The organism is Enterococcus mundtii, from assembly GCF_013394305.1.
GTDB lineage: Bacteria > Bacillota > Bacilli > Lactobacillales > Enterococcaceae > Enterococcus_B > Enterococcus_B pernyi.
This window is the reverse complement of sequence record NZ_AP019810.1, coordinates 671,340-697,330: the sequence shown is the minus strand read 5'-3', so window position 1 is coordinate 697,330 and position 25,991 is coordinate 671,340. Positions and strand designations below refer to the sequence as shown.

Annotated in this window: 28 protein-coding genes, 1 tRNA gene and 1 riboswitch; of the genes, 22 read left to right on the top strand and 7 right to left on the bottom strand. The window is 37.7% G+C overall.

Annotated elements, in window-relative coordinates; all coding sequences use genetic code 11:
- Positions 1–9: 9 nt before the first annotated feature.
- Together HZ311_RS03305 and HZ311_RS03300 are read right to left on the bottom strand one after the other, a co-directional pair.
- Complete coding sequence (locus HZ311_RS03305; protein ID WP_023520052.1) at positions 10–1,380, bottom strand: HD domain-containing protein; 1,371 nt, start codon at positions 1,378–1,380, stop codon at positions 10–12.
- Positions 1,364–2,197, bottom strand: a complete 834-nt coding sequence (locus HZ311_RS03300) for a lipoate--protein ligase family protein (protein ID WP_023520051.1) — start codon at positions 2,195–2,197, stop codon at positions 1,364–1,366. Before HZ311_RS03300 ends, HZ311_RS03305 begins: the two co-directional genes overlap by 17 nt.
- A 207-nt stretch (positions 2,198–2,404) precedes the next feature.
- On the opposite strand from HZ311_RS03300, the gene HZ311_RS03295 reads away from it, so the two are divergent.
- From HZ311_RS03295 to HZ311_RS03280, 4 genes are all read left to right on the top strand, one after another.
- The gene (locus tag HZ311_RS03295) at positions 2,405–2,836 is read left to right on the top strand and encodes a YwiB family protein (RefSeq protein ID WP_010734856.1); all 432 of its coding nucleotides are present in this window, start codon (positions 2,405–2,407) and stop codon (positions 2,834–2,836) included.
- 75 nt (positions 2,837–2,911) lie between these two features.
- Positions 2,912–3,523: a DNA-directed RNA polymerase subunit delta gene (gene rpoE / locus HZ311_RS03290; RefSeq protein ID WP_019723160.1), complete on the top strand. Its 612-nt coding sequence runs from the start codon at positions 2,912–2,914 to the stop codon at positions 3,521–3,523.
- 280 nt (positions 3,524–3,803) lie between these two features.
- Positions 3,804–4,202, top strand: a complete 399-nt coding sequence (locus HZ311_RS03285; RefSeq protein WP_178946471.1) for a hypothetical protein — start codon at positions 3,804–3,806, stop codon at positions 4,200–4,202.
- Between the two features lie 302 nt (positions 4,203–4,504).
- Positions 4,505–5,134: a hypothetical protein gene (locus HZ311_RS03280; RefSeq protein WP_023520050.1), complete on the top strand. Its 630-nt coding sequence runs from the start codon at positions 4,505–4,507 to the stop codon at positions 5,132–5,134.
- A 108-nt stretch (positions 5,135–5,242) separates the two neighbouring features.
- Here the strand turns inward: HZ311_RS03280 and HZ311_RS03275 are convergent.
- A tRNA-Arg gene (locus HZ311_RS03275) sits at positions 5,243–5,314 on the bottom strand.
- 59 nt (positions 5,315–5,373) lie between these two features.
- On the opposite strand from HZ311_RS03275, the gene rpoN reads away from it, so the two are divergent.
- The 9 genes from rpoN (at position 5,374) to HZ311_RS03230 (ending at position 17,130) form a co-directional block, all read left to right on the top strand.
- On the top strand, positions 5,374–6,702 hold the full coding sequence (gene rpoN, locus HZ311_RS03270; RefSeq protein ID WP_023520049.1) for an RNA polymerase factor sigma-54: 1,329 nt from the start codon (positions 5,374–5,376) through the stop codon (positions 6,700–6,702).
- 152 nt (positions 6,703–6,854) lie between these two features.
- Positions 6,855–7,946, top strand: a complete 1,092-nt coding sequence (locus HZ311_RS03265) for a sugar-binding transcriptional regulator (protein WP_171844984.1) — start codon at positions 6,855–6,857, stop codon at positions 7,944–7,946.
- 40 nt (positions 7,947–7,986) lie between these two features.
- Positions 7,987–8,988 (top strand): type I glyceraldehyde-3-phosphate dehydrogenase, encoded by a 1,002-nt coding sequence (gene gap, locus HZ311_RS03260; RefSeq protein WP_010734862.1) that lies wholly within the window; start codon positions 7,987–7,989, stop codon positions 8,986–8,988.
- Between the two features lie 106 nt (positions 8,989–9,094).
- Entirely contained in the window at positions 9,095–10,285 is a 1,191-nt protein-coding gene (locus tag HZ311_RS03255; protein ID WP_010734863.1) for a phosphoglycerate kinase, read from the top strand.
- Positions 10,286–10,379: 94 nt separating this feature from the next.
- A complete protein-coding gene (tpiA, locus tag HZ311_RS03250) occupies positions 10,380–11,135 on the top strand; it encodes a triose-phosphate isomerase (protein WP_010734864.1) in 756 nt (251 codons plus the stop codon).
- 116 nt (positions 11,136–11,251) lie between these two features.
- Complete coding sequence (gene eno / locus HZ311_RS03245) at positions 11,252–12,550, top strand: phosphopyruvate hydratase (RefSeq protein ID WP_010734865.1); 1,299 nt, start codon at positions 11,252–11,254, stop codon at positions 12,548–12,550.
- A gap of 803 nt (positions 12,551–13,353) precedes the next feature.
- The gene (locus HZ311_RS03240) at positions 13,354–13,848 is read left to right on the top strand and encodes a hypothetical protein (RefSeq protein ID WP_019723101.1); all 495 of its coding nucleotides are present in this window, start codon (positions 13,354–13,356) and stop codon (positions 13,846–13,848) included.
- Positions 13,849–14,391: 543 nt separating this feature from the next.
- Positions 14,392–15,855, top strand: a complete 1,464-nt coding sequence (locus tag HZ311_RS03235) for a helix-turn-helix domain-containing protein (RefSeq protein ID WP_137073085.1) — start codon at positions 14,392–14,394, stop codon at positions 15,853–15,855.
- A 207-nt stretch (positions 15,856–16,062) separates the two neighbouring features.
- Positions 16,063–17,130, top strand: a complete 1,068-nt coding sequence (locus HZ311_RS03230) for a WxL protein peptidoglycan domain-containing protein (protein WP_023520047.1) — start codon at positions 16,063–16,065, stop codon at positions 17,128–17,130.
- Positions 17,131–17,176: 46 nt separating this feature from the next.
- On the opposite strand, the gene HZ311_RS03225 is transcribed toward HZ311_RS03230, so the two are convergent.
- Together HZ311_RS03225 and HZ311_RS03220 are read right to left on the bottom strand one after the other, a co-directional pair.
- Entirely contained in the window at positions 17,177–17,584 is a 408-nt protein-coding gene (locus tag HZ311_RS03225; protein WP_023520046.1) for a hypothetical protein, read from the bottom strand.
- 197 nt (positions 17,585–17,781) lie between these two features.
- Positions 17,782–17,958, bottom strand: a complete 177-nt coding sequence (locus HZ311_RS03220) for a hypothetical protein (protein WP_010734870.1) — start codon at positions 17,956–17,958, stop codon at positions 17,782–17,784.
- Positions 17,959–18,221: 263 nt separating this feature from the next.
- Between HZ311_RS03220 and HZ311_RS03215 the strand changes: the two genes are divergently transcribed.
- The 6 genes from HZ311_RS03215 to HZ311_RS03190 all read left to right on the top strand — a co-directional run bounded on the left by HZ311_RS03215 (position 18,222) and on the right by HZ311_RS03190 (position 22,099).
- Entirely contained in the window at positions 18,222–18,614 is a 393-nt protein-coding gene (locus HZ311_RS03215) for a hypothetical protein (protein ID WP_224434139.1), read from the top strand.
- 139 nt (positions 18,615–18,753) lie between these two features.
- On the top strand, positions 18,754–19,149 hold the full coding sequence (locus tag HZ311_RS03210) for a hypothetical protein (protein ID WP_010734872.1): 396 nt from the start codon (positions 18,754–18,756) through the stop codon (positions 19,147–19,149).
- Complete coding sequence (locus HZ311_RS03205) at positions 19,149–20,786, top strand: cutinase family protein (RefSeq protein WP_137072626.1); 1,638 nt, start codon at positions 19,149–19,151, stop codon at positions 20,784–20,786. Before HZ311_RS03210 ends, HZ311_RS03205 begins: the two co-directional genes overlap by 1 nt.
- Entirely contained in the window at positions 20,756–21,049 is a 294-nt protein-coding gene (locus tag HZ311_RS03200) for a hypothetical protein (RefSeq protein WP_023520042.1), read from the top strand. The genes HZ311_RS03205 and HZ311_RS03200 overlap by 31 nt, the downstream gene beginning before the upstream one ends.
- A gap of 3 nt (positions 21,050–21,052) precedes the next feature.
- Complete coding sequence (locus tag HZ311_RS03195; protein ID WP_178946470.1) at positions 21,053–21,379, top strand: hypothetical protein; 327 nt, start codon at positions 21,053–21,055, stop codon at positions 21,377–21,379.
- Positions 21,380–21,478: 99 nt separating this feature from the next.
- On the top strand, positions 21,479–22,099 hold the full coding sequence (locus tag HZ311_RS03190) for a sugar O-acetyltransferase (protein ID WP_010734876.1): 621 nt from the start codon (positions 21,479–21,481) through the stop codon (positions 22,097–22,099).
- 163 nt (positions 22,100–22,262) lie between these two features.
- Here the strand turns inward: HZ311_RS03190 and HZ311_RS03185 are convergent, their stop codons facing one another.
- On the bottom strand, positions 22,263–22,841 hold the full coding sequence (locus tag HZ311_RS03185; RefSeq protein ID WP_023520040.1) for an ECF transporter S component: 579 nt from the start codon (positions 22,839–22,841) through the stop codon (positions 22,263–22,265).
- 6 nt (positions 22,842–22,847) lie between these two features.
- Complete coding sequence (locus HZ311_RS03180) at positions 22,848–23,822, bottom strand: nucleoside hydrolase (RefSeq protein WP_010734878.1); 975 nt, start codon at positions 23,820–23,822, stop codon at positions 22,848–22,850.
- A 23-nt stretch (positions 23,823–23,845) separates the two neighbouring features.
- Positions 23,846–23,890, bottom strand: a riboswitch (PreQ1 riboswitch).
- A gap of 291 nt (positions 23,891–24,181) precedes the next feature.
- On the opposite strand from HZ311_RS03180, the gene HZ311_RS03175 reads away from it, so the two are divergent.
- From HZ311_RS03175 to secG, 3 genes are all read left to right on the top strand, one after another.
- Entirely contained in the window at positions 24,182–25,147 is a 966-nt protein-coding gene (locus HZ311_RS03175; RefSeq protein ID WP_029594240.1) for an alpha/beta hydrolase, read from the top strand.
- Positions 25,148–25,237: 90 nt separating this feature from the next.
- Entirely contained in the window at positions 25,238–25,513 is a 276-nt protein-coding gene (locus HZ311_RS03170; RefSeq protein ID WP_019724263.1) for a GNAT family N-acetyltransferase, read from the top strand.
- A gap of 200 nt (positions 25,514–25,713) precedes the next feature.
- Positions 25,714–25,950 (top strand): preprotein translocase subunit SecG, encoded by a 237-nt coding sequence (secG, locus tag HZ311_RS03165; protein ID WP_010734881.1) that lies wholly within the window; start codon positions 25,714–25,716, stop codon positions 25,948–25,950.
- The last annotated feature ends 41 nt before the right edge of the window (positions 25,951–25,991 follow it).

Sequence of the window (25,991 nt, the reverse complement as noted above, 5' to 3'; positions counted from 1 at the left end):
TCTCCTTAGTTAGTTTATTTCTTCAATCAATGCGCCATTATGGATATGACGCGCAAATTCTTGGTAGGTTTCATCAAAAAGATCATAGTGATTACGCAAGGTAGGATCGACCATTTCTTTCGGAAAGAAGAAGCGTTCATCTCCTTGTTCTTGCCCTGCGAGTGCAGCAACTAATTGACTGACCTCTGATAATTCTACCAAAGTTCCGTCATTTCGCAAGATTTCAATTTGTGTGCGATGTCTGCCTTCTTCTGGACGGTAAAAATCATAAGGCAGGTCATAGCTTGAATTGATGGCTGTATAATAGTTTGGATTGTAGCCCACTTTTTCGACCAAAGAGGTCAATTCAGCAATCAGTGGTGAGTGACGATCACCAGAAAACATCGCTGATTTCAATGGTTTACGATTTAAGAAGCGTTTGGCTAAGTCACTAAGGATTGGATCAGATGAATCCGTCCATTGACTGAAACACGTATTCAAGACGCCATCATCCAGCTTTAAGTACTCATCTAAACTAAATGTGCCATCTAAAAATGGCAACAGTAACTGTGAATAACGTGCAAAACTATCATCATCTTGGTGATAAAGTTCATGGGCACGATGCAATAGATGCTCCAAGACGACTTCCATTCCTCGAGAAACTGGATGAAAGTATACTTGAACATACATCTGATAGCGACTGACGATATAATCTTCTACTGCGTGCATCCCATTCATGGAAAAAGCGATTCCACCTTGATAGGGGCGAATCACACGCAAAATCCTTGTCAGATCGAACGTTCCATATTCTGTACCTGTAAAGTAGGCATCACGTAAAAGGTAATCCATACGATCGGCATCGATTTGGCTAGAGATCATTTGGACGACTTGTGGATTTGGATATGTTTTTTGGATCACACTAGCCACTTTCTCAGGAAAACCTTCTTCGACACGATTCAAAATCTGATAGACTTCCGTTTCTGGCGAAGTAATGATCTCTACAGTGATTGCTTCATGATTGGTCTGGAAAATATGTTCAAAGGTATGTGAATAAGGCCCATGGCCAATATCATGGAGTAAGGCGGCACATAAAGTCACGAGACGTTCCCGATCATCCCAACCAGAAGGACCGATTTTTTCAATGGAGAAATTTCTTGAAAAAATGTCACAGATGCGTCGGGAGATTTCGTATACACCGAGTGAATGAGTGAAACGGCTATGCTCTGCGCCATGGAAAGTAAATGACGAAGTACCGAGTTGTTTGATCCGTCGTAATCGCTGGACTTCTTTCGAATTGATCAAGTCTAAAATCACTTGATGTTGCACGTGGATGTAGTTATGCACTGGATCTCTAAAGACTTTTTCCATTGGTAATAGTTTGTATTTATAAGGTGTTGTCATAAGCCAGCTCCTTTAGTGCATTTCGTTGGGTCATACGTTCAATTTGTCCGTGCCATTCATCTGGCGAAACATTCGCTTCTTGCCAAATGTCAGACCCCATAGAAATACTTGTTGGATAAGATGTAGTGAACGCTTGGATAAATGAATCTTTTACTTGAGCAACGGTCAACGGTGTATCGAATAACTTTTCTAGTGTCGCCATGCTTGTAGGTGCCACCGCAGGATAGCCGTTTGTACCGAATTGTTCTTTCAATGCTTGTTGATAAAACTGTCGCATCAGTTCGCCTCGTTTTTCTTGATCCCCATTCACGCTCAGATACATCATCACAGAGATCCCGTTTTTGATCCGTCGTTGTGCGATCCCGGCAAATTTTTTACCATTGATACTGAGATCGTAGGTACCAGGACAATAAGAATCTTTGATTTCATAGGCTTCTATTTTGTCTGCATAAACAGGAAAAGCCTGACGAGTAAGAGCGAGCATCTGTTCATATCCTTCATCGATCGAGATCTTGTTCTCATCTTCTTGTGGGAAAATCAACGAGATATTCAAAATCCCTTGGTCTGAAACGATACCTAGTCCACCAGCATTGCGGATCACCGGTGTAAATCCCGCATCTTGGATGACCTTGATCCCTTCAGATAAAAAAGGGGTTCGGGTATCCTTCATACCGAGGATGATCGTCTGTTCATATTGCCAAAAATGTAGAAAAGTTTGTTGATTTTTTTTGGCATACTCTGTTAAAATATCCGTTAAAGCAAACGGAGAAAAATCATTTGTTTGGTAGACTTCTTGATCCAAAATGATGGACGTCATGTACTCAACTCCTATTTAAATCTGCTTGAGCAGCGATTGTTACAACCTCAACTCATTCTAATATACAGGAGTATCACTCCTTCTTTCTTCATTATACTCCAAAATAAGAAAGAAGAGATGAAAAAAGTTATCTGTTCTCTATACCTGTCGGTTGACAAATCAGTGGAAAGTGGGAACAATGTAGCTATGAGAAAAGGAGAATGTCAAATGGAACGATCTGGATTACCGATTTCGATACAATTACGTACAAAAGTGAAACAACAAGGAGAGCAACAAGATTTTTATTTTGATCTGAAAGGACAAATGGTCAAAATTGGCGATACCTTATACATACGCTATAAAGAGATCCAAGAAGGACAAGAAGAAATTCCTGTCACAATCAAGATCATGCCAGATGGTCACGTGCAATTGATCCGTGCTGGTGAAATGCGTATGCGTCTAAAATTTGCCTATCGGGAGCGTCTAGAAACCCATTACCGCACGCCTTATGGAATGATCCAAGTCGACACATACACAAAAGAACTACATGTCAGTCTAAAAGATCGTCCAACGGCTGGCAAAGTCATGATCGATTACGATTTGTTCATGGGTGTCGAAAAAATAGGCGAATATGAGATGGTCTTAGATTTTACTGCATAAATAGCAAAGAAACGTTTGATTTTTTACCTGTGATTTTGTATGATAAGGAGTAGACTGTGAAAGGACGTGTCCTGATTGGAAATTAGTGTATTTGAAGGTGCAAATAAAAACGAATTATCAATGATCGAAGTCGCACACGCGATCTTAGAGCAGCGTGGTGATGTGATGGACTTTTCTGATTTAGCAAATGAGATTCAAACATATCTTGGCAAATCAGATAGTGACATTCGTGATTCACTCGCACAATTTTATACTGACTTAAATATCGACGGTAGCTTTATTTCATTAGGCGACAATCGTTGGGGCTTGCGTTCATGGTATGCCATCGATTCGATCGATGAAGAAGTCAACCATGGAATCGACGAAGAAGACGAGGATACACCACGTCGTCGTAAACGCAAAAAAGTCAATGCCTTTATCAATGATGACGAAGATGCCATCGATTATAACGATGATGACCCAGAAGATACTGATCTGTCTGACGAAGACGATGATGATCTTTTTGAAGATGAAGATGACGATGATGAAGAAATCGCTGCATACAATTCAGACTTACAAGAAATTGGTGCAGATACTGGAGACGACGAAGAAGAAATCCCAGGAAACATCGAAGAAGATCTAAGCATTATCGAAGACGATGACGAAGAAGACGAAGAATTTGAAGACGAAGATTTCCCAGAAGAATAAGTAAGAGAAATCACAAAAAACTGCAAGTTACTTGTAAAAGTAGCCTTGCAGTTTTTTGTATTAGAATAAAAGAAAAAGTCCTAGAGAGTAAGGCAGAACGTCAACTAGAAACCAAAAGTGTTTCTCCTTAAGGATGAAGGCATATTTTTGTGGTTTATAGAAATGTTTCAGAGAAAAGCATTAGGTGATGTCAGCGAATCTTTTTTCATTTGTTGTAAAAAAGAGTATGATGAAAGTGAAACTGAGACATGACAATCAAATATAAAAGGAGACGATCGATATGTTAGATGATCAATTAAAATGTCCCAATTGTCAGACCAAATTCTATTATAATGAAGTACGTCACATTGTGAAGCATCGAGAAAAAGAAATGCCGATCCGCTGTCCTGAATGCAATGAAGTAGTCGAACGGAAACTTTCTCATGGCTATTTCGTGACATACAAAGAAACAGATTTTTCAAAGTTGGATCAAGAAGTGGAGGAAACACCGAAGCAATACAAAAGCTTGAAAACCGGTGCGGTGATCAGTGCAGATGAATACCGGGAAATGATTGAACGTCATGATTTATCTTTAAACGGACCAATGAGTTCGGAATTGATGGGCTGTATGAACTATTTTATTGAAAATGAAGCCTTGAACAACGAAGAAAGTTACGAAGATTATGTTCCTTATGATTGATAAAAAATGAAAGAGAGTGGGACAATAATCCTTTCGCACCATTTAAAATCGAATAAACCGCGGAAACAGAAGTAACTCTTCGAAAAATAAGTCGCCGTCCACCAAAATTTGAAAAATAATTTTCGTGGATGGTGCTTTATTTCTCGTGGTCAAACACTGCTGTAGTGACTTCTTGAGGAAACAGGTTATAGAATCAAGTCGGAAAATAAAAAACGATTGTTTTTTATAAAAACTCTTTGCTTCATTGGCTATTTCTTATTATGATTATAGACAGAAGAATAACAAATAAATAGGAGTAATCAATGAAAAAGTCAATACGAATAAAAGTAATCGGTTTTCTTGTGATTTTATTTGGGTTGTTTCTCTTGGTCCATTCATCACCAAAAGAGCAAACCTCTTTGAATCTTTCAACGAAAAATGAAGAAAATACATATCGTACAATGTCCAGTAAGTTGGACTTTCAGCAACTGCTTCGTGTCATTTCGAGAGAATATCAACTAACCGAAGAAGAAGCTAAAAAACAGCTCGGCTATACTGAGCAAATGGTGCAAAGCGCAATACATAATGGGGCAATCTACCGTATCTTTTCTCAAAACATAACTGTCAACAGAGTATACCAACCAAATTTATTGTTATACTGTGAAACGAGCGAAAGTGGAAATTTCCGAGCAATCAAGTCAATTTTATCCGTTCAGTTGAAATCCGCTGATCAAGGATTGGAAAAACATTTTACAGGGGATGTATTTGCTTATTTAGAGGACCCTAACCGAATATTTTATCTCATCAATGGCGATTTTTATGATCAAAAAACAGCCACTTTAAGAAACGGTTTAACGCTTCGTCAAGGTGAGGGTGTGACAGAGCGCTATACTCCTAGACCTTTAACGAATCATTTCTACTATAGTTACATAGAAGATTGGTTTACTTTTTGAAATCCCATGAAGAAATCAAAAAAAGCAGTTTTCCTAGATAGGAAAACCGCTTTTTTTCTTAGAAATTTGAAAGCAAAATCTTCACAAATATGCTAAGATAACAATAGACGCGTCCTGAGGGAATCGAACCCCCGTCTCAAGAACCGGAATCTTACGTGATATCCACTACACTAAGGACGCAAGCACTGCAACAATTGTATCGAAATCAAAAATAAATTACAAGGGGAATGGACAAAAAAATGAAATTTGAACAAAATTTTTCACAAAAACAACAACAAACACAAAAACTTGCCATGACACAACAGCTCCAACAGTCCATCCAAGTCTTGCAGTATAACAGCGAAGAGCTACTGGCTTTTGTTGAAAATCAGGCGTTGGAAAACCCCTTAGTAGAAGTGATCGAACCGGATTGGCAACCCGATTACCAAAAACGTAATGCCAGTTATGAGGGAGAAGAGATGAGCTACTTGAATCAAATTCCTGATACAACAGGCTCACTTTTTGAATCATTGATCGAACAAGTCCATTTGAATTACCGAGATACTTTCTTACGTAAGTTGATTTTATATTTGATCGAATATATCGACCTGAATGGTTTTTTGACTATTTCTTTAGAAGACGCCATCCAACAAACGAATGCGACACCGATCCAAATGCTTGACGCATTGACGCTGATCCAGCAGTTAGAGCCAGCAGGTGTTGGGGCGCGAAGTTTACAAGAATGTTTGATGTTACAAACCGAAAGAGACGATTATGCGCCCGAATTGGCTTACATCGTCTTGGAAGAATGGTTTGATCAATTAGTCGAACGCAAATGGAAAGAGATCGCCCAACATTTTGCGATTCCATTAAGCGATGTACAACGGATCTTTGACTATATCCAAACCCTTAGTCCAAGTCCTGGACGAGTCTTTGACCATAGTAGCGGTTTGTATATCATTCCCGATGTCAAAGTTGTCGTAATAGGTGAAGAAGTCCAAGTCATCTCAAATCGAGGCAACCAGCCGAATGTACGTTTTCAAGAAGCCTATTTTCAACAGATGCAAAAAAAAGCAGATAAAGAGACTCAAGCCTATTTGAACGAACGAAAACAAGAATTTGAATGGCTGCAAAAAACGATTTTGCAACGCGGTGATACGATCATGCGCGTGGCGCAAATCATTGTTTCTCGGCAAAAAGAATTCTTTACAAATGTCGCACGACCGATCCGCCCATTGACCTTAAAAGAAGTCGCAGAAGAAATCGACGTCCACGAATCAACGGTCAGTCGAGCAGTCAATGGCAAGTATCTTGAAACCGATTTTGGTGTCTTCGAATTGAAAAAGTTCTTTACGACGAGACTCCAACCTACAAATGCAGAGAGTACTGAAGACCTATCAGCAGATACCGCAAAGAAAAAAGTCCAAGAACTAGTGGATGCGGAAGATAAAAGCAAACCATTATCTGACCAAAAATTAGTAGAACTACTGAAAAATGACAAAATTTCGATTTCTCGACGAACAGTCGCCAAATATCGTGACTTGTTAGGAATCCCTAGTTCATCGAAAAGAAAACGGTATGATAGATAATTGAATGAAAGACTGGAAGAATCTTAAACATTTTTCTAGTCTTTTTTTGTTGATAAATACGGACAAAACTGTTAGACTATGTCATGTGAGGTTGAGATTTTCCTAGTAGAAAACGTGCAAGTTGGAAAGTCCGATTTATTTTTTTAGATCACATGGGTCGTTTTGAGTCTACATTGGACGAAAAATGTCCAACTAAGGAGATCGCTATGTTAGATGAATTGAAACTGATTGAAGCTGTTGCGCCAGACATCATGGATGTTTTGCAAGAACGCTATAAGATTTTGCGCAATATTTACTGGATGCAGCCAATTGGTCGTCGTAGTTTATCGGAAAGCATGGGCATGACCGAACGTGTCTTACGAACAGAAACGGATCTGCTCAAACAACTTGAACTGATCAACGCCTCTAAAAGTGGTATGACGCTGACGAAGAAAGGAGAGGAAGTCTATCAAAGCCTCGAAGGCTTTATGGACCAACTTTTAGGAATGCATCAGATTGAAATGAAACTATCTGAGTATTTTGGAAACCAGCGCTGTATCGTTGTTTCTGGAAACAGTGAACAACAACCAAAAGTAGCAGATGCTTTTGGCGAAGCCTTAGACGAATCACTGAATCTACTACTTCCTGAAGGTGATAATATCATCGCAGTCATGGGAGGAACGACGATGGCGATCGTTGCAGAGCAATTGACTAGCTTAGAAAACAGCAAGCGCCATAATTTGTTTGTTCCTGCGCGAGGTGGGATCGGTGAGGCGATTACTGTACAAGCGAACTCAGTCAGTGCTAGAATGGCTACAAAGGCAAATGGAAAACACCGAGCACTATATGTGCCGGAACAATTAAGCTTGGCTACTTACAATTCATTACTCAATGAGCCGTCTATACAAGAAGTTTTAAACTTGATAAGTCAGGCAAATTGTGTTATTCATAGTATTGGACGGGCGTTGCATATGGCAGCGCGACGAAAGATGAATGAAGAAGAATTGCTGATGTTGAAACAAGCCAATGCCGTTGCGGAATCTTTTGGCTATTTCTTCAATGAAAAAGGAGAAGTCGTTTATAAAGTCCCACGAATCGGCATCGAATTAAAAGACTTAGCTAAAGTCCCGATCATTCTTGCGGTTGCAGGAGGGAAAGCCAAAGCCAAAGCAATTCGAGCGTATATGAATAATGCACCAAAACAAACGTGGCTCATCACAGATGAAGCCGCTGCTAATGAGATTTTAAAAGGGGTATCCCTTTAAAATAAATATTTTTTTGATTTTCATAAGGAGGAAATCTTAAATGACAGTTAAAGTAGGTATTAATGGTTTTGGACGTATTGGACGTCTAGCGTTCCGTCGTATCCAAGATGTAGATGGAATCGAAGTAGTAGCAATCAACGATTTGACAGATGCTAAAATGTTGGCACACTTGTTAAAATACGATACAACTCAAGGACGTTTCAACGGAACAGTTGAAGTTCACGAAGGTTCATTTAACGTAAACGGAAAAGAAGTTAAAGTATTAGCTAACCGTAACCCTGAAGAATTACCTTGGGGCGAACTAGGCGTAGACATCGTTCTAGAATGTACTGGTTTCTTCACTTCAAAATCAGCTGCTGAAAAACATTTAACAGCTGGTGCTAAACGTGTTGTTATCTCAGCTCCTGGTGGAGACGATGTACCAACAATCGTTTACAACACAAACCATGAAACATTAACTGGTAAAGAAACAGTTATCTCTGGTGCTTCATGTACAACTAACTGTTTAGCTCCTATGGCTAAAACATTGAATGACAAATTTGGTGTTGTTGAAGGATTAATGACAACTATCCACGCTTACACAGGTGACCAAATGACTCTTGATGGACCTCATCCTAAAGGTGACTTCCGCCGTGCACGCGCTGCTGCTGCAAACATCGTTCCTAACTCAACAGGTGCTGCTAAAGCAATCGGTTTAGTAATCCCTGAATTGAACGGTAAATTAGACGGAGCTGCTCAACGTGTACCAATCGCAACTGGTTCATTAACAGAATTAGTTACAGTTCTTGATAAAAACGTAACAGTTGATGAAGTAAATGCTGCAATGGAAGAAGCAGCTAACGAATCTTACGGTTACAACACAGACGAAATCGTTTCTTCAGATATCGTTGGTATGACTTACGGTTCATTATTTGATGCTACTCAAACAAAAGTAATGACTGTTGGTGACAAACAATTAGTTAAAACTGTTGCTTGGTACGACAACGAAATGTCATACACTGCACAATTAGTACGTACTTTAGAATACTTCGCTAACTTATAAGATAAATCGTACAAGTGTAACCTATATCCATGTACACTTAAAAGCGGGGAAGCAATCGCGCTTCTCCGCTTTTTTTGATAAGATGTTTATTTTAGGAGGAAATCAAATGGCTAAGAAAACAGTCAAAGATATTGATTTAAAAGATAAAAAAGTCCTTGTTCGTGTTGACTTCAACGTTCCTTTGAAAGACGGCGTCATCACTGATGATACACGTATCAAAGCTGCGTTACCAACAATCAATTATGTGTTGGAGCAAGGCGGAAAAGCGATTCTTTTCTCTCACCTTGGACGTGTGAAAACAGAAGAAGACAAAGAAGGAAAATCTTTGGCACCAGTTGCAAAACGTTTAGGCGAATTGCTAGGTAAAGAAGTAACTTTCGTTCCTGAAACTCGTGGTTCAGAATTAGAAACAGCAATTGCTGACATGAAAGACGGAGACGTAGTTGTTTTTGAAAACACTCGTTTTGAAGACATCGACGGCAAAAAAGAAAGCAAAAATGATGCTGACCTAGGTAAATACTGGGCTTCTTTAGGCGATGTATTTGTCAATGATGCATTTGGTACGGCTCACCGTGCGCATGCTTCAAACGTAGGGATCGCTTCAACAGGTATCCCAACAGTTGCTGGATTCTTGATGGATAAAGAAATCAAGTTCATCGGCGAAGCAGTTGAAGAACCAAAACGTCCGATGATCGCGATCTTAGGTGGAGCGAAAGTTTCAGATAAAATCGGTGTCATCGAAAACTTGATTCCTAAAGCAGACAAAATCTTGATCGGCGGCGGAATGACTTACACATTCTACGAAGCAAAAGGCATCAAGATCGGTAACTCTTTAGTTGAAGCAGATAAAGTAGCTTTAGCAAAAGAATTGATCGAAAAAGCAGGCGACAAATTAGTTTTACCAATCGACAACGTTTGTGCCCCTGAATTTTCAAATGATGTAGAAACACAAGTCATCGAAGGAGATATTCCTGAAGGCTTGATGGCATTAGACATCGGTCCTGCTTCAGTTAAATTATTTGCTGATACATTACAAGGTGCGAAAACAGTTGTATGGAACGGACCAATGGGTGTATTCGAAATGAGTAACTTCGCTAAAGGTACGATCGGTGTTTGTGAAGCAATCGCTAACCTTGAAGATGCTACAACGATCATCGGTGGCGGTGACTCTGCAGCTGCTGCGGAACAATTAGGTTTTGCAGACAAATTCACTCACATCTCAACAGGTGGCGGTGCAAGCTTAGAGTTGCTTGAAGGGAAAGAATTACCTGGACTAGCTGCAATCAACGACAAATAAGCATAAAATCAACGAATAAATAAAATGGTGAGAGGACCATCTACAGATTGCTCAAATCTGTAGTCCTCTTACATTCTGAATAGGAGTGCATATCATGCGTAAACCAATTATCGCTGGTAACTGGAAAATGAACAAAACTGCATCTGAAGCAAAAGCTTTTGCAGAAGCAGTAAAAAACAAGATCCCTTCAAATGATAAAGTAGATTCAGTGATTGGATCTCCTGCATTATTCTTACAAGAATTAATGGCTTCAGCTGAAGGTACAGAATTGAAAATCGCTGCACAAAACTCTTACTGGGAAAACTCAGGTGCATTCACTGGTGAAACATCACCAGCAGCTTTAGCTGATCTAGGTGTACAATATGTGATCATCGGTCACTCTGAGCGTCGTGAATACTTCCACGAAACTGACGAAGATATCAACAAAAAAGCGAAAGCAATCTTCGCAAACGGTATGATCCCAATTCTTTGCTGTGGTGAGTCATTAGAAACATATGAAGCAGGCAAAACTGCTGAGTGGATCGAAGGACAAATCACTGCTGGTCTTGAAGGCTTAACAGAAGGTCAAGTAAGTAATCTAGTTATTGCTTACGAACCAATCTGGGCAATCGGTACAGGTAAATCAGCAGATGCTGAAATCGCTGACGAAATCTGTGGCGTGGTACGTCAAACAGTTGAAAAACTTTACGGCAAAGAAGTATCAGAAGCAGTTCGTATCCAATACGGTGGTTCTGTAAAACCTGAGAACATTGCTGAGTATATGGCAAAAGAAAATGTGGATGGCGCATTAGTTGGCGGAGCTAGCTTAGAAGCGGATTCATTCTTAGCATTACTTGATGCTGTAAAATAATTATTGAAAATTTGTGAAAAATGCAAGAAATGTTTGCACAAAGACACAAAATTAACTAAAATCGTATATGAGGGAAATCCCTTAGGAAAAAACCAAACTCAAAGGAGAGACAAAACATGTCAATTATTACTGATGTTTACGCTCGCGAGATTCTAGACTCACGCGGTAACCCAACAATCGAAGTAGAAGTATACACAGAAAGCGGTGCTTTCGGCCGTGGAATGGTTCCTTCAGGTGCTTCAACTGGTGAATACGAAGCAGTTGAATTACGTGACGGAGACAAATCTCGTTATGGCGGTAAAGGTGTAATCAAAGCTGTTGACAACGTAAACAACATCATTGCTGAAGCAATCATTGGCTACGATGTACGTGACCAAATGGCTATCGACAAAGCAATGATCGCTTTAGACGGAACTCCTAACAAAGGTAAATTAGGTGCGAACGCTATTCTTGGTGTTTCAATCGCTGTTGCTCGTGCAGCTGCTGACTACCTAGAAGTACCTTTATACCACTACCTAGGCGGATTCAACACAAAAGTATTACCAACTCCAATGATGAACATCATCAACGGTGGATCACATGCGGATAACTCAATCGACTTCCAAGAATTCATGATCATGCCTGTTGGCGCGCCAACATTCAAAGAAGCACTACGTATGGGTGCGGAAGTATTCCATGCATTAGCTGCAATCTTGAAATCTCGTGGATTAGCAACTTCAGTTGGTGACGAAGGTGGATTCGCTCCTAACCTTGGTTCAAACGAAGAAGGTTTCGAAGTAATCATCGAAGCAATCGAAAAAGCTGGCTATGTTCCTGGTAAAGACGTTGTTCTTGCAATGGACGCTGCTTCTTCAGAATTCTACGACAAAGAAAAAGGTGTTTACGTATTAGCTGATTCAGGCGAAGGCGAAAAAACAACTGACGAAATGATCAAATTCTACGAAGAATTAGTATCTAAATACCCAATCATCTCTATTGAAGATGGATTAGACGAAAACGACTGGGATGGATTCAAGAAATTGACAGAAGTTCTAGGCGACAAAGTTCAATTAGTGGGTGACGACTTGTTCGTAACAAACACTGAAAAACTTGCTGAAGGTATCGAAAAAGGAATTGCTAACTCAATCCTTATCAAAGTTAACCAAATCGGTACTTTGACAGAAACTTTCGAAGCAATCGAAATGGCTAAAGAAGCTGGTTACACTGCAGTAGTTTCTCATCGTTCTGGTGAAACAGAAGATTCAACAATCTCTGATATCGCAGTTGCAACAAACGCTGGCCAAATCAAAACAGGTTCTCTATCACGTACTGACCGTGTTGCGAAATACAACCAATTATTACGTATCGAAGACCAACTTGGTGAAGTTGCAGAGTACAAAGGTTTGAAATCTTTCTACAACTTAAAAAACAAATAATTAAATGAATGTAAAAATGCCCTTCTTATGTCAATGACATGAGAGGGGTATTTTTTTAGGCAGATGATTAATCAGAAAAAATATTTTTAGTACTTACAGAAACGAATGATAAAAACAAATCATAGATTCTTATGAATATAAATAAAGATCATCATTCCTCATATTTTTATTAGGCACAAAATCGATTAATTAGCTTTATCCAAGCTGTTCTTAATTCATCGCGTCTTTATCATGGATGATGAAAACGAGACGATTGAGAACAAGAATGTACCTCCTATAAACTTGAAGATCGACAACTATGTGGGCTTTCTTTTTATTATATAGTGTGTTATAGTCTATTGATTATCTAAACGACGAACGATTCCGAAGGATTTCTTCTTTATCATTTGCTTCTCTTACTTCCTCAAGCTAACCACCAACTCTTTTGACGTCATCACCATATGTTGCCATATAAACAAAACCCGCATAGTGTTCGGTTCCAATATAAATAAGTTGATTTTTGATGAATGTAAGAGAATAAGTTCTCATGGAAATTTTTTTGATAACCGGACACGGATTTGGTCGAAATATCACGCCTAAAAGGTCTAATAACTCTGATCAAAGGACAAATAGGGAGCTTTTATAGAGTTAAGGAGTGAGCCTAGTCCATCTTTCCGGACAAGTTTCTATCATGTAGCAAAGAACGTGGTGAAAGATTATCCTGTTTTTAAAAAAAGAGTTGAATGTTCGGATAAACCCTATGAGGGAATTTAATGTAAACTGATTTTGTGAAAAAAATATTAAATTCCGGAGGCTATCCAACAATGAAAAAAAAGGTATCCACAACAGTTATGCTATCAACTTTGTTGTTAGTAGGTAGTAACCCAAGCTTAGTAAACGCATCCGAGGCAGTCAGTGAAAAACAAATACCGATTGAAGTCCAAGATGGAAAACTAGATATCACTTTCAATGAAGGAACAACAAACAAAGTCGATTTCAAATTATCTGATTTTGACTTAAACTCAGATATGCGTAAACAAACGAAGGTCTTGAAAGCAACTGCTACAGTAAATAATACAAAATCACAGGATGTTTTTGTGAATATTTTTGCAAAACTTGACCAATATGGAAATGGACTAGACATTCAACCTTCAAACCCACATCTTCAAGCACAACAGGTAATGCGAATGAGTTCGGTACAGATCGAAAAAGATTTCGATGTCATTTTAGATGCAAATGATTACGTATGGCGATCAAACAGAGATGATAGTGCCAAAATCATCTTGACAGCACAAGAAGTAAATAATCCTTGGGGATAATACTCCGGACTAAAAAATAGTTTTTTTCAGTTGTGAAAGGCTTGCCAGATAAAAAGAGTTAAGTGTGCGAAGATTGACAGAATACGATGGATCATAATATAGAATACGTAGATCTATCCGTCTGTCCTATAGAATATTCAAAGAAGAAATGCTGATCCAATCAATGAAAACTACTCTTGTTGATTGCCTGATCAGTGTTCCTTCTTTTATTCTTTCGCGTAGTTGCAAGCTTCTACTGTCGCTGGTTGGTCCATCAGATTTATGAATCTAGTAATGCAAACAGAGAAAATTTTAATCAATAGAAATTTATTAGAAAAAGTGAAGGTGTTTAGATAATAATTCCGTAGAAAGACAAATATACATGATCAAAGCTTCACTACCTTAGTAATCAAGTCAAAATGTACAGGCAAGACCAATACAACAGCCATGCAAGTTGAACTAGGAGACATCGGTATAGTTCGCTGAAAATAAAAAATGAAACATTCTGACTAAATGAATTCTTCTTAGTATAGAATCCTCTAAAAATGAAGGTTGGTAGAAGAAATGGAATATATAATGGATACGTTTAGTAGCCGTTACTTAACAAAAAAACAAAACGAAATGTTGCAACTTTTTACGGTTCTAGTGACAGAAAAATATTTGTCATTGAATAAATTAAGTGAGCGGTTAAACTTAACGATGTATCAAACGAAAATATTACTGGTTGAACTCGAAGAAAACTTCGAACAATTGAATTTTACATTTTCATCTTTCTTTTTACTAGAAAAGGGGACGATTGGTTTAATTGAAGGTGTTAATCAGGAACTGTTGCTTCAAGTATTTGTTAATTTGAAAAAAAAGTTTTTTAATGAATCACCTTATTTTCAATTATTGCTCTATCTCTTGAAACACCGAAAAACTCGTGTAGTCGATATTTCCGAAAAGTTGATGTTTAGTAAGTCTTATAGTTATAAATTGATCAGCCGACTGAAAGATATCTTTCATTATCAAAAAATACCAATAACTATTAATAGTAATTTTGAATCAATTTCTTTGGAAGGCAATGAGATGTCTATCAGAACATATCATTACCTGGTACAAATCATGGCCTATAATGTTTTCGCAGATAGCCAAACAAGAGTGAATATTGACCTAGTAGGTGGACACTACGAGAGGTTGAAGACAACAAAAGCAAAGCATGACATTCTATTCTCAATACTTGAAAATGCTGTGTCACGTGGGTATATCATACAAGATTTGGACAAAACAGCGATAGAACTATTCGCTGATATGAAAGAACTATATGAAGAGAACTCGCTAACAAAGTTGATACCAACTCGAAACATGGAAGATAGAGAAAAAGAAGTTGCATTCTTTTATTTTTGTAGACAACTTCTCATCCCTGAAACGACAAGCAAGCAGGACAAGATAGTCTTAGGCAAAAAATTCAAAGAGCATAGACAGAACGAAATCGTTGATTTTTCTATGAATGTCGTCGAAACATTATCAGAAAAATATAAGATAAATTCCGATGTGGAACATGTGATTTTATATGAAAGTGTCATCAATAGTTGGGCATACAAAAATATTTATTTCGAGAATTTAAAAGGAGTGGCTAATCAAAATAGTCCCAATAGTAGAATCCATGAAGTGAAGCAGCTACTATTGGGAATAGTCAAAAACAGGAATTTTCAAGTTGGTGATAGACAAATATTTGCGAACAAGTTAGCACATATCCTTTCGTATTATTTGCCTATCCAAAACAATGAAAGAGTGACTATTGCTATATCGATGTTGCATCATCCGGAATATGTACCAGTTATCGAAAGTAAATTACTAACGATATTTAATAAAAAAATCATTCATTTCACTTCTGACTTTACTGATGCAGATATTTTGGTGTCTGATGGGATTATGTATCACGAAGAGTCCCAAGATTTTGCTTTTTTTAGAGACATTCACAATAAGGATCATTGGGACAATTTAAACGCGATTGTCCAAGCAAGAATTATCTTAAAGTTAGAGTAATGAATTTAATAAATATAAATAATAAAAAAAATCTCTAAGGATACTTATTCTTTTCAATTTGATCAGGAAAAAGTGAAACATTCTGATGAATCAAAATACAAAGTATGATGATAGGATAACTACTGTTGTGAAAAAAGAGGAATAAGAATGATCAAGAAAAAATATAGAGATTTAAGATACTTGATAGGAAAATGAATAGGAGAAATAATGACAAAAAATAGCCAAGCCAAAGAATACAAGTTAGTTGACTTCTGTTCGCTTATTTTCGTTTTATTGATGGGATGTTTTTTTTACATACAACCAGTAGAGGCGTCCGAGGAAGATACTGCATCGATCCTAGTGGATGTGCAACCCAAAGAATATGAGATCAGAGATAGCTATCTGCAGTTTACTCCAGAACTTAATAAGAACTATGAGTTTATTGCTACGATTACAAATATAGGTGACAAGGACTTAGATGTTACTGTCTATCCATCGGTTGCTATATCAACGATGGGAAGTGTCACTTATGTTGAAAATACAGAAAACCTTTTAGATGAAAAGTATGACTTTAGTAAATACGTGAAGATAACTGATGCTAATGGCGAACTAGAAGACGGGAAAATCAAAGTTGAAGCGAAACAAAGTGAAACGATAGCAATTTTGATCAATGTGACTGAGGAACTTGATGGAGAAGTTTTAGGTGGGGTGAATTTCTCTCAGACATTAAGTGAAGAAAGTCATGAAGATGCTGTAGATATCGTTCATGTCTATGAGAAAGTAATCCTATTTCATCTCAAGATGGATGAAATAGAGGCTGAAAAAGAACAAACTTATGATGAGTTTGAGTTTGTGAGCTCACAGGATGCGATAAGGCTTGATTACTATATAGCCAACAATGATCCTGCAGTAACTTTTGCGGAAAGCGGCTCGTACAAAGTAATCAATCCAAACGGGGATATCATTTCTGAAGGAGAAATTGAAGAAAGCTCAATTGCATTGACTCCAATGACTAAAACAAAGCTAAATCTACCGTTAGTTAGTGATGCAGAATTGATGTTTGGGGAATATCAGTTTATCCTAACTGTTGATGGCAAAGAAAAAGTAACTAAATTTAATTATACAAAAGAAGAGCTGGAAGGGTTGATAGAGCAAACAGGTGGTTCAAACAAGATTATCGTCAATCAAGGAAGTAATATCTGGGTGATCGGTTTGTTGCTTGTTTTTTCTGCTCTGTTGATCATCACAAGTGTAATACTTTATCTTAAATATAAGAAAACGAGAATCGACAGCTAAGGCTTCGATTCTCGTTTTGCATTTCAGTCAGATGATTTTTGAAAAATTATGTGGTTTCTTTATTAGGTAAAAGTCCGAATGTATAAATGATTAACAATGTCAGGAAAGAAATTCCAGTACCAACAAAGCCAAAACACATATCAATAAGATCAGGTGTGTTTATGAATCCAAAGACAGTTTCACATAGTGCATTTACTACGAGTAAGAGTAAAGAAAAGATGACTACATAATTGAATTTTATCCCCATCAATAACCAAAAATATGGAATCAAACCTAAAATCAAACTAATTGAAAAGTTTGAGATATGAAGATAAAAATCAGGATAGATAGAGGTGAAAATCGTAACATTCCAATACTTTGATAAATACATGAATGAGCCAATAGCAATCACCACAAGATATAAAATAGAAGTCCATAACTTGGGTAAAAATTTAAAAGCGAGTTGGTTTTTCATGAAGGGTCACCTCCGAATGATGTTTGAGTAATGAATATAGTGAGTTTTATTATGTATACACTGGCTTTTTATTGTTAAAAAAAAGGTGGTCAACTTCATTATAGCCTATGTAATACATCAAACAGTAAAGGACACATCCATATCAATAAAGACAATACCAAGACATGTCTGGTATCGTCCATAAAACAAACAATGCTTTATTCTTTTTGATTTTCCAAAATAAACAGAGACTCTTCTGACTGCTCATAATACTTTGGGGTTAATTTTATATCCACGTGGGAGTTATTTTTTCGAACGATCGATAATAGCATCGGGCTAAAACCTAAAATTGCTAGAACAATAGAACCAACTACTAAGCTTGTTTTTCTTAACATAATTGCTCCCTCTGTAAAAAGGTTAGACGAAATAAGCATTTCTCTATGATCGTATAAGACTAAAACGAACCGTATACGACGTATATGCGCCTTATCCAGTAAATTTTAATTTAAATAGGCAAAAATTACGTATAGTAATAATGAACGAAGTAGATGAGTAAAGAGTAGTACAAATAGAAAATACTAGAAAGTATTGATGTGCTGACAGAACTTACACAAAAAGTATCCGAGAATTTGAAGAGTAAGGAATGAGGGATAATCATTTGGGAAAGAAAAAGTGGCTGATTCTAGTAAGTATAGGTGTATTATTAGTTCTTTTGATGACGATAGAAGTGAAGAAGATGAGCGAACCAACAGAAAGAGAGAAACAAATTGCTTTTTTGAAAGAGCATGAAAGTAAAATGACAGAATATATTAATCAATACAAAGGTGAAAAAGTAACAGAAATTAATTATGATTGGAATAATGTTAATCGAGTGGTTATCGGAAATAGTCTTCCTAGTGGGGCTGGCAAAAAAATTCAAATTTTTGGATTTGTAAACCATAATCCACATATGGATTTCAGACTGGATATAGAATTAAATCAAAATAATATGCCTGATATGTCAACTTTACATTATGGACAACAAATAAGTGATGAGGAACTTAATAGCTGATATAGAGAATCAAGATATATCCTGATTTTAGGCGAAGCTTTTATACAGGTTGTGGTCATAGCGAAAACCTTGGTCTAGTAAAAAAGAAATTAGCTAACTATGATTACTATAGTTGCAGCCACAGAAGGGAGAAGTTCTTGTGAGGAAAAAGGAAAAAATTATTGTAGTTAGTTTGACTATTGTCTTGGTACTTTTAGGCACGTTAGGAGTGAAAAAAATAATGGAACCGACAGAAAAAGAAAAACAAATCGCTTTTTTGAAAGAACATGAAGAAGAATTAACAAAGTACATTATAAAGAGAAATTCAAAAGCTAATATAAATATTGTCAAATATAATTGGGAATCGTTTAGGATAGAAGATAGTGGAGCGTTCACCAAAAAGATGTATATAGTTGATATTGAATTATATGGAATTGATAATAATGAAATAGATGCTGGAGCAATTCAAGTGTTACCAAATAATTTACAAAAACCTACTAAAATAGAAGAGATAGCAACAAATAATTTTGAAGAAGCATTGGAGGAATTTAAATAATGGCTAACTTAGGTAATTCATATAATGTTTATGCTAACTTAGCACAAAGTTCATACAATAATAGAAGAAACAATGCTGGAGTTACGTATAATTTTGTAAATGGCATGACAAAAAAAGAAAAGAGAGCTTTGGAAAAAGGTAAATCTATTCGTTTCAACTTCCCAAATGCAAAAGATGCTCATGGAAATGATTTAAGTACAGTCTACCTCCAACCCGACACCACCGTAAAAACAGTCAAGGAGTTAGGAAACAGCCGAGTGCCGAAAGTAAACGGAGGCTATGAAATACAGAGCTATGTAAAAAACACATATAAGCAAGGACTCTTGACGGATGAAAAAGCTGGATTCAATGCTTATTATGTGACGGATACGCCTAAGTTGTCGATAGAGACTAAGCATACTTATTTTGTTACTAGAGGCAGTGATGGTATTTCTTCAAGTAATTTGAATCTTAATGACTGGTGGCATAATAACCAGGCATTTACAACAAAAAATGCTTATATTCCGCAAGCAAAATTAGCAAATCAAGCCATGCACCAGAAGATAACGGAAATGACCACACAAGCACCTCATGCTACAATGTCTGTCACAGGTCATTCTCTGGGAACGATGGTGTCGATTCAGGCTGTGGCGAATCTCCCTGAAAAAGATATTGCTAAAATCGACAAAGTGGTTTTGTTTCAAGGACCTGATGCGCGTGAAAGTATCAATAAAATGTCTGAACAGGCACAAAAAAATATCCAGAAGTTGGAAGAGGATGGGAAAATCGATTATTACGTCAATGCTTTTGATATCGTTTCCATGTTGAATAGAAATAAGCCTGGAGTAGATGAAATCGGGAATGTTCGCTATTTACTACCGAAATCTTTTAACACGACGTTTGATATGGAAGATCAAAACGGCTCTAGCCATGACTTTGGACAGTTTCAAATAAATCCTGATGGCACACTTCAGGAAGCTAATTTAAAGGAACATGGCTACATTTTTGCTGCGGGGATCAAGGTTTCCCATTTGATCGATAAATATTTGAATCGTGTAGTAAAAGAAAAACCAGAAGGTGGGTTATCTTTTACAGAAGTCATAAAACTATTGTTATCTGGAGAGTATAAAGATTTTGAAAAAGAATACGCTACGATTATTGCGGAAGCAAAAGTTGCTAGTGAATGGAACGAGACGGTCAACGAATTACATAAAAGAATTTCTAATGCTTCAGGTTCTAAAAAAATCACTTTACAATCGGAGTTAGTTCAATCGATCATCCAAAAGGCGAAAAATATAGGCGAAGAGTACGAGATCATCTTTAAAAATGCCCAAAAAGAATTTGAAGATGAGATTACGGCAATATCAAAAGAAATATTGGCTGGTGCGGGAGCAATCAAAAACTATTTGACTTATTGGGAAGTACAAGAGATGGTTTCCCCATATGAAAAAAATAATTTATGGGACAGCGGACAAGCCTCATTAAATACGAATCAAGTGAAACAATATAAAGAGAAGCTGGAGGAATTTAGTAATAAACTGGCGGTAGTAGCAAATCATCTTACAGAGTATGACAGACAGGCAGGCAGGAAATATTTTGTTCAAAAACAAGTGAAAGGAGTTTATCCATGGAAGATAGAGAATTGCAAGAATTTCTAGAAAGACTTGGACAAGAACAAAAGGAACGGGAACGAGTAGCCATACAAGCGCTGATTCTGGCAAAGGAAAGTCGTATTGCTCAGGCCAAGTTAACTTCGATCGAATCCTTAAAAGAGATCTCAGAAGGAATGTATCAACAAACGAATAGTGTCTTACCATCTACTTTGAAAGGCGCTTTAGAAGGGGAAAGTGCCGTTGCAGCAGAACAGTATGTCAAACAAATGAAACAACCAACATTGCTCACACCTGTGAAAAGGGGATAAAGAATGGGGACAGTAGAGAAACAACGTAAACTACAAGATTTAGAGGAGCGATTTAATGAAAACAAACGTCAGATACACCGTCAACAAGAAGAAATCGATCATCAGTTAGTAAACTTTAGGAAAGAAACAGGTCAATTGGTACAAAAAATCATGTATTTGTCGAAGAATGATCATTGGGATAACCGACAATTCTATCATCAAATGGAGGCAATAGATCGTAACCTGATCCATACGGCTCAAAACTATGAACGACAATTAGAAGAAAAAGAGCAAGAATTAACAAAATCCTATCGAAAAGAGATAGAGCGAATTCAAGAAACCAATTACTAGAAAAAAACAGTCACGATCTTTCACAAATCTCTCTTCCTTATAGAAAATAGACTCTCTGTTATAATACATGTAAGCAAATAAGATAATAGGGGGAGAATGATGAGCGAAGATGATGTGAAACAGATAACCAATACAGGGTTGCCATACGATGATATGGACTCTAAAGTAGTACACGCACGAAATCATGCCTTGAGACAATGCAGGAGATACAATTTTCTCGTGAATTCAGAAAATCATTATAAATACCCCATTTTACGGGCGCTATTCGCTTCAATGGGTGAGAATGTCTATATCGAGTCGAATTTTCAATGTGAGTTTGGATTCAACATTTCTATAGGAAATAATGTTTATTTGAACCATGATATGATCATTCTTGATTGTCATGAGGTGACGATCGGAAATGATGTTTATGTAGGGCCGAGAGTTGGTTTGTATGCAGCCAATCATGCAGAAGATCCATTTGAACGTGCTGATCATGTCGTTTATGCGAAGCCAATCCATATTGGCGATAAAGTTTGGTTAGGAGCGGGAGTCCATGTTCTTCAAGGGGTAACGATTGGTGCAAATAGCATCATTGGGGCAGGAAGTGTCGTAACAAAAGATATACCAGAAAATGTGATTGCTGCGGGAAATCCATGTAAAGTGATCCGACCAATTACGTATAAAGATCGAGAAAAAAATATTAAAGTCCAGGATAGTGCCTTGTTGATGGAACGATAGCATACTGGATTTAGGAAAGTCTCTTTCAGTCAAATAAGAGACAAAAACTTTTGGATAACAAACAATACCCGAACGATGGATCATTCCTTCTCATAGAGATGAGAGAAATTGATTCGACGTTCGGGTTTTTGCATTTAGTGATTAGCTATAGTACAAATACGCATCAACGATTTCTTGTCTTTGCCACTACTTGGTTTGGTAATTTCAACACAACGAGTGAAACGACAAGGACCGATAGTAGCCGATCTAAATAATCTGTCGCTGCTTGAACAATCGTGACACTTACAGCTTGGTTTAGTCCTAATCCATAAAGAAGTTGGACAATGGTACTTGAACCTGATGAAGTGATACCACCAAATAATTGGATCGTGATGATCGAGGATAGTATGGTTCCAGGCGCTGAAAGGACAAACGTCCATGCGAATAATGAAAGTTTACTCTTCAAACCTTGCGCCTGTAATTTCTGTGGTAAAATCAACCCCGCTAATAACCCAGTGATGATTTGTATCGGGGAATAATACAAAGAGAACATATCCATCGTCACGCCACTAAGTAAGCTACTACTCAATCCTGTCAAAATCCCAGGAATTGGTCCAAGTAAGGCACCTGCAAAAATCGTACCGATCGAATCAAGATAAATCGGTAAACGGAGCCATAAAGCAATCGTTCCACCGAGAAAGTTGATTCCGATACTTAGTGCCATGATTGTGATCATTCTTGTCGTGATTTTCTTTTGTGTCATCTTTTTTCATCCTATCTTTAATCTTTCCAGATCATTTTTTATCAATTCTTCTTGTGCATGTAAAAGAACGGCTAAAAACTTCCGGAAAAAAAGAGAGGTGTCGACATCTGTCATGATTAGACTGTTTGGTTTTTTCTGCCAAAAATCATAACGATCAACCAAGGTTTGTCCGCGGCTGATGCCTTGTGTTTCAACAGCAGTATAGCTAGTGAATCCTTGGCACAGTTGTTCATCGATGAAATATGCAACTGCCAAAGGGTCATTGATGACACAACCTAGGACGCGTTCTTGCTGCCAATGAAAGTCAAAGTAAAAGCGTGTGATTGCTTTTAAATAGTTGCCTTCTTCGGGCGAAAGTTGGCAACAATATTCTAGGATCGTTGGTGTAAAGACGATTTCTCGTGTCACGTCTAAACCGACCATCTCGATCATTTGACCAAGATGTTCAAATACATAAGCTGCGGCATCAGGGTCACACCAGTAATTGTATTCTGCTACTGGTGAACAATTGCCGTGGCTTTTATACGTGCCGCCCATCGAAACAAATCGATCCATGTGCTTTCCTATTTGTGGATTCTTTTGTAAAGCAGAAGCGACATTTGTTAGCGGCCCTAAAGCAATCACTGAAGTATCTTTTTGTTCAGCAAAATAACTCGCTAAAAAATCAACAGCGTGGATCGTTTCGGCTTGCTTGTCTGTTACTAATGGGAAGTTCGTTTCCCCTAGACCGTCCATGCCGTGAGTATCTTGAGCGCTGATAAATGGCGTGTTGAGTGGTGTTGCAGAACCTTGATAGACAGGGATGTCTAAACGGTCACAACGTTCCAAACAACGGATGACATTTTCAGTTCCCAAATGTACGGGGACGTTCCCACAAACGGTGGTGATTGCGACAACTTCGATTTCTGGTGATTTTAATGCAAACAATAGCGCTAATGTATCATCGATACCGGGATCGCAATCAATAATAACTTTTCGCATTATTTCCAATCTCCTTTCTTTAGAGACACTTAGTTTTTTATCCTGGGAAGTTTCCGAACCAGTCCAAGGGGTCAACCCTTGATTCCAATGCACGGCATTAGTATACTTATTTTTATGAAGAATGTAAATGTTATGCAAACAATTCATTATCTCTTATGAGTGTTAGAAGTAGGAAGAGAAGATCGTTTGTAAGGAATAAGGTGTTTAAAATTACAGCTGGTCAATGGTTCACTGTCTGCCTCTTTGGTAGAACGTGGTACAATAGAAATGAACGTTGAAATACGTAGGAGAATGCTAGAGCACCATTTAGCATACTTGAATTTTTGTTTCAATCACCAAGTAGAAAGTGTGGGATGCAAGTGATTGTTTTTTATAGTTTATTAATTATGTTATTAATGATCGGTAGTTATCATTTTATTGCTTATCTGTACGCAAAGAAGTTGATCAAAACTGGATTACAACGTGGTTATGCTTGGTATGAAGAGACAGGTCATCAACTCATGGACCCTGCCTCTTTGACGACAGTCGAAGAGCAACGCCAACGTTTAGAAGATCTAGCAGAAGATTTTTGGCAACAAGGAGAACCCATTATGACTAAAAGTCAAGAGGGGTTAAAATTGAAGGGGAGGATATTCTCTACTTATTCGAACAAAGGTAAATGGGTAGTCTGTGTCCATGACTATCGCAGCACAGGAAAAAAAGACATGTCTTATATCGGGAAAAAGTATGCAGAAAAAGGATTCAATGTCTTGATCCCTGATTTGCGTGCCCATGGGGAAAGTGAAGGGGAGATCATTGGGATGGGGTGGTTGGATCGATTAGATCTGATACTCTGGATCAATGAGATCTTGCAACGAGAGCCAGAGGCTAAGATCATCTTACATGGAGGCTCAATGGGGGCTTCTACGATCATGATGGCTAGTGGCGAGAAGTTGCCGAGTGCTGTCAAAGGCTTGGTCCTTGATAGTGGCTTTGTATCCGTTTATTCAGAATTTCGTTATATGTTAAGCAAATTGACAGTTTTTCCCAAAAAAATCATTATGCGACATGCGAATCGTTACGCACAAAAATATGCAGGCTATTCTTTGAAACAGGCATCAGCAACGAGACAGTTAGGGAGCAATCATTTACCCGTTCTGATCATCCATGGTGAACATGATCATTTTGTTCCGATGGAAGCAGCTTATACGATCCAAAATGCAACGGCAGGAGATAAAGCCTTACTGCTAGTGCCTGGAGCAGAACATTTAGAAGCAGTCAGTAAAGATCCAGAGACCTACTGGACAGTGATTTTTTCATTCATTGAGCAAAGAGTGGGTCTATAAGTAAAAATGATTGTTTGAAAAAAATAGGACTGGTAAAATCAAATTGAATAAAGAAACTGTTCGTTATTTTAGGGTTGGGAGAGTGAAATGATGGAAATCAAAGAAGAAAAGAATCGCTTAGTGTTATTGGACGATGAACAAAATGAAATAGGAGAAATGACGTGGTCTGATGCTGGTCCTGATATTATGATCATTGATCATACATTTGTTGATCCTGCATTTCGTGGACAGAAATTAGCAGAAAAATTGGTTGCTACAGGAGTGGAAGTAGCCAGACGTACTGGCAGAAAAGTTATTCCGCTATGCCCCTACGCAAAAGCGGAGTTTGAGAGAAAAGCTGAATATCATGATGTTTGGCGGAAATAAGCGTTAATGGTTAGCAAAAAAGCATTGATTTTAGAGGAGGATACAGGTGGATCGTTTGTCACAGAACCTGCAAAAAAATCGATGTAAAAAAGCCTAGAAATGTTCTCTAAAACATCGCCCATCTTATGAAACACTGTTGTCACAAGACATGTTATGTGATAAAGTTAGAAGGACGATATTTTGAGAAAGGAGGCTGTTTGATGTATAATATTATTTTAGGGATCGTCATTGTCATCTCGATTATGATGGTCATTGCGATCATGATGCAACCAAGCAAACAAAATAGTGCAGCAAGTGCATTTACAGGTGGCGCAGATCAATTATTCGGAAAGCAAAAAGCACGTGGATTTGAAGCAGTAATGCAACGCTCGACAGCTGTTATGGGCGCTGTATGGATGATTCTGTTGTTCGTACTTGCATTTTTATCTTCTAAATAAATCGTTCGAAACTAATGATCAGAAGTGATCATTTGCTTCAT